Source organism: Streptomyces sp. NPDC058459 (genome assembly GCF_042721685.1).
Lineage (GTDB): Bacteria > Actinomycetota > Actinomycetes > Streptomycetales > Streptomycetaceae > Streptomyces.
Genome location: NZ_JBHXLV010000267.1, coordinates 1 through 7,830, shown reverse-complemented (window position 1 = coordinate 7,830; position 7,830 = coordinate 1). Strand labels below are relative to the sequence as shown.

Below are 7,830 nucleotides of genomic sequence, written 5' to 3'. Positions count from 1 at the left end.
ACCGGCGATGACCCCGAGCGCCTTGGCGTACCCGGCGGCGCCGAACCAGCCGATGACCGCGACCGGGACGACGGCCGGAATACCCCCGGCCACCTCCTCGATCTGCGCGGCCGCCAGCCGGCACCTGGCGCACTCCTCCAGGTGCTTGCGCAGCCCGCGTTCCGCCCGGATGCGCAGCTTGCGACGGGCGTAGCCACCGAACTGGTCGGCGTAGCGCGCGCACTCCTCGTCGTTCACCAGGGTCGCGCTGACATGCGCCTGGAGGTACGCCTGCTTCAGCCCCTCGCGGGCGCGACTGGCCAGCACCCGGGTGCCGTTGGCGTCCAGCCCGAACAGCACAGCCACCTCGCTGGGCGACTCGTCCTCCACCTCGGTGTGCCAGAGGACCGCCTGCCAGCGCTCGGGCAGGGAGCGGAACGCCTGCATGGCCAGGGTCTGTTCGGCCTCGCGCATCGCGCGTACGTCGGCACCCAGGTCGGCGCCGAAGATCCCCAGGGAACCGGTGTCGTCGGCCACCTCGGCGGCCCGGGACGCGTGTTGGGCGAACACCGCGAAGTCGTCCACGAGCTGCTCGCGCCTGGCGGACCGCGTCCAGTGCGCGGCGACCCGGCGCACCGAGGTCAGCAGATAGGCGCGCACCGCGTACTCGGGGCCCGAACCGCCGCGCACCGCCTGCAGCATGCGGGCGAACACCTCGGCCGTGAGGTCGTCGGCGGTGTGCCCGTCCCGGCAGCAGGTGCGCGCGTAGCGTCGCACCGCGTCCGCGTGCCGCCGGTACAGCTCCTCGTACGCCGAGTCGTCCCCGGCGCGCATCCGCTCGATCAGCTCGCCGTCGGCGGGCGGCGCGTCGGGCGGGGGAGGCAGCGTGCTGCCCTCGCGCTGGGCCGGGAGCATCGCCCGCTCGCCGCCGCCCGGGACACCCCGGCCGCCCTGGCCCGGCACCTGCGGGGAGGTCAGTCCCCCGGCCTCCGTGTCACCACCACCGTCGGCGCGCGCGCCGTCCCACCCGTCAACGCCCATCGCGTGCAGCCCCCGACACCGGCACAGTCCGATCCTTTACGGGCTCAGCGTGCCACAGCCGTATTGACCACCGGTCCACTCGTCCGCCCCGTCACTCATCCGGGCGGAAGTTGCACCGACCACCCGCAAACAGTTCCGAACGAGCGTCCCCAGTACGGGGGTTCAGCGCGCTTCGCTACACGGGCCGGGACCGCAGCCCCTCCAGCAGGATGTCCAGCAGCCGTGCCGAGGCGGCCGCCTGCTGCGCCGCGTCCGGCAGCGCGGGCGCCGCGGTGGCGATCACCAGCAGCACGTCCGACACCGACACGTCGGCCCGCAGCTCACCGGCCGCACGGGCCCGCTCCACCAGCTGACCGACCACGTTCAGCAGCGTCGCCGTACCCGGCTCGCCGGCCGAGCGGTCCTCGTCCACCAGGCGCAGCTCCCCGGCACCCGCCTGGGAGCGCTGCTGCGGCACCCGCGCCTCCTCGGCGGGGCTCTCCTCCGCCACCCCCACCCGCAGCACCTGCGGCGGCAGCAGCCGGCCCGCGCCGGACGCCACCGAGGTGCGCAGGAAGCGGGAGAGCGCCGACCACGGCTCGTCCTCCTGGCCCAGCGCGGTCCGCGCCTGCTCGGTCAGCCGCGCGGTCTCCTCCTCGGCGATCCGCCGCACCAGCACGTCCTTGCTGGGGAAACGCCGGTACACCGTGCCCACCCCGACCCGCGCCCGGCGCGCCACGTCCTCCATCGGCGCGCCGTACCCCAGCTCGCCGAACACCTCACGCGCCGCCCTCAGCACGTGCTCCAGATTGCGCTGCGCGTCCACCCGCAGCGGCGCCGCACGCCCGCCGCCCGTCCGTCCGGCCGACGCCAGGGGCGCCGCTGACCAGTGCGATTCCTGAACATGCATATGTTCCCCCGGTAATGACGTCTCCCCCCGGAGACTCTCCCCGCCACTGATTTCCGAGAGCGCGGAAAACTGGCGCCGGTCCTGAGCGGGCCCGCACGGGGCGACCCCCTCGACGACCTTCCCGCACCTCGTAGACACAGCAACATAGTTGAGCGGGAGTCAATTCATAAGGGGTAGGTTCCGCACAGTGCGCCCCTCGATCGGAGTACCAGCCATTTATGTCCGGATTCCGTGCCCCCGCACATCCGGCCGCCGGTCACACACATTGTCAGGGCTGTGGACAAACAACAGCGCCGGGTGCGTCATGGGAGGGTGAAGGAACGCGCGCGCATTCTGGTCGTCGGCGGGGGCCACGTCGGCATGTACACCGCCCTGCGTCTCCAGCGGAAGCTGAAACGGCAGCTCAGACGGGGTGACGTCGAGATCACCGTGGTCAGCCCCGACCCCTATATGACGTACCAGCCGTTCCTCCCCGAGGCCGCCGCCGGCTCGATCTCCCCGCGCCATGTCGTCGTACCCCTGCGCCGCGTCCTGCCCGGGTGCCGCGTCGTCGTCGGCGAGGTCACCGCCGTGGACCATGCCGTACGCACCGCCGCCGTCACCACCCTCGCCGCCGAGCGGCACGGCCGCGCCGCCGAGCTCATCGGCTACGACGAACTCGTCCTCGCCCCCGGCTCCGTCTCCCGCACCCTGCCCGTCCCCGGCCTCGCCGAGCACGGCATCGGCTTCAGGACCGTCGAGGAGGCCATCGGACTGCGCAACCACGTCATCGAGCAGATGGACATCGCCTCCTCCACCCGCGACCCCGCGCTGCGCGACGCCGCCCTCACCTTCGTCTTCGTCGGCGGCGGCTACGCGGGCGTCGAGGCCCTCGGCGAACTCGAGGACATGGCCCGCTACGCCGCCCGCTACTACCCCAACCTCCGCCCCGAGGACATGCGGTGGGTCCTGGTGGAGGCCACCGGACGGGTGCTGCCCGAGGTCGGCCCCGAACTGGGCCGGCACACCGTGACCCAGCTGCGCCGCCGCAACATCCAGGTGCTGCTGAACACCCGCCTCGAATCCTGCGCCGGCCGCGTCGCCGTCCTCAGCGACGGCCGCCGCCTCCCCACCCGCACCGTCGTGTGGACCGCCGGCGTCCGACCCCACCCGGTGCTCGCCGCCACCGACCTCCCCCTCGACGCGCGCGGCAGGCTGCGCTGCACCGCCCAGCTCGCCGTAGAGGGCACCGAGCACGCCTGGGCCGCGGGCGACGCCGCCGCCGTACCCGACGTCACCGCCGCCGACCCCGGCACCACCACCGCGCCCAACGCCCAGAACGCGCTGCGCCAGGCCAGGGTCCTCGGCGACAACATCGTGCACACCCTGCGCGGCGAGCCCCTGCGCACCTACGCCCACCGGCAGCTCGGCTCCGTCGCCTCCCTCGGCCTGCACAAGGGCGTCGCCCAGGTGTACGGCCGCGGGCTCAAGGGCCGCCCCGCCTGGCTCCTGCACCGGGCGTACCACCTCAGCCGCGTGCCCACCCTCAACCGCAAGGCCCGCGTGCTCGCCGAGTGGACCCTCGCCGGACTCTTCAAGCGGGAGATCGTCTCCCTCGGCTCACTCGAACACCCGCGGGCCGAGTTCGAACTGGCGGCCGGGGAAAAACCCCCGCACCGGCCCCCGGACCCCCCGAAGGGGTCGTCCTGACCGGACCCGGGAACTCCCCGGCCCGCCGGGGCGTCTGACGGATGTCACCGCGGACGGCCACCTGCCAGACTGCTCCACATCCTCGGACGGGCAACAGCCCGCCCTTCAGCACACACGAGGCTTTCCCCACTGTGAACTTCACGCGCTGGAGCGCCCGGCTCCCCGGAACGCAGCGCCGCGCCGCAGCGCGGACCGAGCAGACGGTCCCCCCGGACCGGCGGAGCGAGAGCCCGGTGCCCGCCGCCCGCGCCGGCCACCCCGCCTCCGCCGTCGACGGACTGCCCACCCGCGAGGTCCTCGACCGCGTCCCGGCCCTCGTCGCCCTGGTGCACGGCCCCGACCACCGCCTCGCCCACGTCAACGCCGCCTACGTCACCGCGTTCGGCCCCCGCGCCCCCGGCAGCCCGGCCCGCGACACCCTCCCCGAACTCGCCGAGCTGGGCCTTCTCCCCCTCCTGGACCAGGTGCTGCGCAGCGGCCGACCCCGCACCCTGAAGTCCCGCAAGGCCGTCGACGGCCGCTCCTACACGTTCACCTGCACCCCGGTCACCGGACACCGCGACCGCGAGGCGGGCGTCCTCGTCTTCGCCACCGATGTCACCGACCACGCCGAGGCCGCCGAACGCCTGCGCGCCAGCGAACGCACCCAGCGCCAGACCGCCGTCACCCTCCAGCGCTCCCTGCTCCCCCAGGATCTGGAGGAACCCGACGACCTGCGCGTGGCCGCCACCTACCAGCCCGGCGGCACCGAGGCCGCGGTCGGCGGCGACTGGTACGACGTGATCACCCTCGGCGGCGGCCGCACCGCCCTCGTCATCGGTGACGTCATGGGCCGGGGCGTGCGCGCCGCCGCCGTCATGGGCCAGCTCCGCACCGCCGTCCGCGCCTACGCCCGCCTCGACCTCCCCCCGCACGAGGTCCTCCAGCTCCTCGACGGCCTCGCCATCGAGATCGACGCCAACCAGATCGCCACCTGCGTCTACGCCGTCCACGACCCCAACGAGGGCCGCTTGGTCTACGCCTCCGCCGGCCACCTGCCGATCCTGGTCCGCGACGAGCACGGCGAGGTTCTGCGCGCCGACGAACCCACCGGCCCCCCGCTGGGCACCGGCGGCTGGGTCCACTCCTCCGGCTCCGTCCCCCTCGGCCCCGGCGCCACCGCCGTCCTCTACACGGACGGCCTGGTCGAACGCCGCGACCAGGATCTCGACGAGGGCATCACCGCCCTGGCCCGCGCCCTCTCCGGCGCCACCGGCTCCCCGCAGGTCGTCTGCGACCGCCTGGTCCGCTCGGCCGGCGTCACCGCCGACCACGACGACGACGTGGCCGTCCTCGTCCTCCAGCACCCCGCCCGCACCGGCCCCGCCGCCGACCTCTTCCGCAACGCGGCCCTCGACCTCCTCGGCGGCGTCGAGGCCGCCCCGCGCGCCCGCGCCTTCGCCTCCGGGGTGCTCACCAGCTGGCGCTTCCCCACCGAACTCCACGACCTCGGCGTCCTGGCCGCCAGCGAGCTGGTCGCCAACTCCCTCCAGCACGGCACCCCGCCCATGCGGCTCAGACTGCGCCGCACCGACCGCCGCCTGATCATCGAGGTCACCGACGGCGACGACCACCTCCCGCGCCGCCGCCGCGCCGACCCGGCCGACGAGTCCGGGCGCGGCATCGACATCGTCGCCACCATCGCCTCGGGCTGGGGCTCCCGCCGCACCCCGGGCGGCGGCAAGGCGGTCTGGTGCGAGTTCCTGCTCCCGAAGCGCTAGCCCGATGTGCGTGAGGGCCGGAAGCACCTGATGTGCTCCCGGCCCTCACGCCGTGTACGCACGTCTACGCGTTCACCGACTCCACCGGCGTACCGCCCTGCGCCACGACCCGGCTCTTCGCCGCCGCCCACGGGTGGTCCTGGGCCGGCGTCAGCCGACTAGCCAGCCGCAGCGCCAGCCCGCTGATCGCCACCGAGAACAGCACGAACGTCACGATGTACGGCGCGGGCAGCGAGGCGCCCAGCGGCCCGCCGACGGCCGGCCCGACGGCCAGCGCCAACTGCTTGACCAGCGCGAACGCGGAGTTGTACTGCCCGGCCATACCCTCCGGCGCCAGATCGGCGACCAGCGGCGCCACGGTCGGCGACAGCATGGACTCACCGAGCCCGAACAGCGCGTACGCCGACACGAACGCGGCCGTGGCCATCTCCTGGCTGCCGTGCCCGAGCCCGGCGTACCCCGCCGCCAGCCAGGCCACGGTCCAGATCAGACCGACCACCGCGATCACCCGCGACCGGCGCCGCCGCTCGACCAGCCTCAGCACGGCGAACTGCGCCACGACGATCATCAGCGTGTTGGCGGCGAGCGCGGTGCCGAGCGTGGACGTGGATATCCCGGCTGCCTCTACGCCGTACGCGCTCAGGCCGGACTCGAACTGGCCGTAGCAGGCGAAGAACAGCACGAAGCCCAGCAGGCAGAGCCGCACCATCGCCCGGTTCTGCACGAGCTGCCGCCAGCCGCCCCTGGCCGGGCCTGAGGGCAGGTCGGTGAGGCGCGGGGCGCGGGGCATCCGCACCGTGGCCATCAGCATCGCGAGCAGCACGAAGATCGTGGCCTCGATGCTGAACAGCACGGTGAAGGAGGAGGCCCGGCCGGCGTCGACCAGATGGCCGCCTATGAGACCCCCGACGCCCAGCCCCAGGTTCTGCAGGAAGAACTGCGTGGCGAACGCCCGCGACCGGGTCGCGCTGGTCGAGCAGTCCACGATCATCGTCGCCAGCGCGGGCTGCATCACGGCCTGCCCGGCTCCTAGCACAGCCGCCGTCAGCAGTACGGGCACCGCACCGCCCGCCAGCCCCAGGCCCAGAGCGCCGAACGCGGACAGGACCAGGGCGACGAGCAGGACGGGCAGCGGACCGCGCCGGACGATCGCCCGCCCGGCGAACGGCAGCGCTATCAGCGCCGCCACGGCGAAGACAGCGAGCACGAGTCCCGCCGTCGCGGCCCCCAGCCCTCGCACCTGCGCCACGTAGACGTACAGGTACGGGACCGTGAAGCCGAGTCCGAACGCGCTGAGCGCGTTGCCCACGTGGATGCGGGGCATCGCCGCCCCCATCGCCCTGGTCACGTTCACCTCTTCCACAAGTTAGGAGTGAAGACTTCAAAGCTAAAGTTCGAAGCTAAAGACTACATGGCGAAGGACTTCAAGGCAAAGACCCCCCGTGCCATACTCCTGGGTATGGCCGACAACGACGGCGTGCCGGAGCCGACACTCGACGAACAGATCGCCGCATACCAGCGCGAGTTCCAGGATCTCGACCCCCAGGTCGAGGAGATCGTCTCGGCACTGTCCCGGCTGAACCGCCGGATGAACGTGGCCTATGGCCGTCAGACCGCCGAGCTGGGCATCAGCAACGCCGAGTGGGAGGTGCTGAAGGCCCTGGTCCTCTCCGGCGCCCCCTACCGGATGGGCCCCGGCGAGCTGGCCAAGCGGCTCGGTCTCACCCCGGCCGCCATGACCCACCGCATCGACCGCATGGTCACCGAGGGTCTGGTCACCCGCGAGCGCGACGAGTCCAACCGTGTCCGCGTCATCGTGGAGCTGACCACCGAGGGCCGGGAGAAGTGGCTCGAAGCGATGCGCATGGCGACGGTCTTCGAGGAGGACCTGCTCCAGGACCTCACCTCCGGGGAGCGTTCCGTACTGGGAGAGGTGCTCGCCAGGCTCCTCCGCCGCGTGGAGCACGCTCAGCACGACGCCGAGGGCCGGCTCTCCGACCTGGACTGATGGACCGGACCAGGCCCTCGGAAAAAATCTTGACAGCGGAGCTTGACCCGTCCCGGCTCAGTCCGTAAAGTTCTCCGGGTTGCACGGAGCCGTAACGGTTCTCCGCAACAACTCGCCGCGTGGAGCGGCACCTCAAACCAATCAGTACGACCATCCCCCGGGATTGCATTCGGCGTGTCCGAATTCAATTCGAATGGGGACCGGCAGCCCGATTAGGGCTGCCGGGGTTGATCGGCTAATGTTTGAGACGTCGGAACGGCCCAGCGGGCCGGGAAGACAGCCCCGCTGACTGGGAATCAGACACCGAAAGGTTCTGATAGAGTCGGAACCGCCGGAAAGGGAGACGCGAAAGCGAAGACCTGGAAAGCACCGAGGAAATCGGGTCGGAAAGATCTGATAGAGTCGGAAACACCGAAGGGAAGCCCGGAGGAAAGCCCGAGAGGGTGAGTACGAAGGAAGCGACC

Annotated in this window: 6 protein-coding genes; 3 read left to right on the top strand and 3 right to left on the bottom strand. The window is 72.4% G+C overall.

Annotated elements, in window-relative coordinates:
* Nucleotides 1–1,020: RNA polymerase sigma factor (locus ACFWN1_RS30095; RefSeq protein ID WP_384368846.1), on the bottom strand; the 1,020-nt coding region annotated here is incomplete at its 3' end.
* 175 nt (nucleotides 1,021–1,195) lie between these two features.
* Nucleotides 1,196–1,909: a TetR/AcrR family transcriptional regulator gene (locus ACFWN1_RS30090; protein WP_384368842.1), complete on the bottom strand. Its 714-nt coding sequence runs from the start codon at nucleotides 1,907–1,909 to the stop codon at nucleotides 1,196–1,198.
* Between the two features lie 312 nt (nucleotides 1,910–2,221).
* Between ACFWN1_RS30090 and ACFWN1_RS30085 the strand changes: the two genes are divergently transcribed.
* Together ACFWN1_RS30085 and ACFWN1_RS30080 are read left to right on the top strand one after the other, a co-directional pair.
* Complete coding sequence (locus ACFWN1_RS30085) at nucleotides 2,222–3,598, top strand: NAD(P)/FAD-dependent oxidoreductase (RefSeq protein ID WP_384368839.1); 1,377 nt, start codon at nucleotides 2,222–2,224, stop codon at nucleotides 3,596–3,598.
* A 131-nt stretch (nucleotides 3,599–3,729) separates the two neighbouring features.
* Entirely contained in the window at nucleotides 3,730–5,358 is a 1,629-nt protein-coding gene (locus ACFWN1_RS30080; protein ID WP_384368836.1) for a SpoIIE family protein phosphatase, read from the top strand.
* A gap of 64 nt (nucleotides 5,359–5,422) precedes the next feature.
* Here the strand turns inward: ACFWN1_RS30080 and ACFWN1_RS30075 are convergent, their stop codons facing one another.
* The gene (locus tag ACFWN1_RS30075; RefSeq protein WP_384368849.1) at nucleotides 5,423–6,682 is read right to left on the bottom strand and encodes an MFS transporter; all 1,260 of its coding nucleotides are present in this window, start codon (nucleotides 6,680–6,682) and stop codon (nucleotides 5,423–5,425) included.
* Nucleotides 6,683–6,817: 135 nt separating this feature from the next.
* Here ACFWN1_RS30075 and ACFWN1_RS30070 point away from each other — a divergent pair, with 135 nt between their 5' ends.
* Entirely contained in the window at nucleotides 6,818–7,366 is a 549-nt protein-coding gene (locus ACFWN1_RS30070; protein ID WP_384368833.1) for a MarR family winged helix-turn-helix transcriptional regulator, read from the top strand.
* The last annotated feature ends 464 nt before the right edge of the window (nucleotides 7,367–7,830 follow it).

What these genes read in the sequence shown, in the direction of transcription:
- ACFWN1_RS30075 (WP_384368849.1), bottom strand. Translation starts at nt 6,682, where the DNA reads ATGCCCCGCATCCACGTGGGCAACGCGCTCAGCGCGTTCGGACTCGGC.
- ACFWN1_RS30070 (WP_384368833.1), top strand. Translation starts at nt 6,818, where the DNA reads ATGGCCGACAACGACGGCGTGCCGGAGCCGACACTCGACGAACAGATC.
- ACFWN1_RS30090 (WP_384368842.1), bottom strand. Translation starts at nt 1,909, where the DNA reads ATGCATGTTCAGGAATCGCACTGGTCAGCGGCGCCCCTGGCGTCGGCC.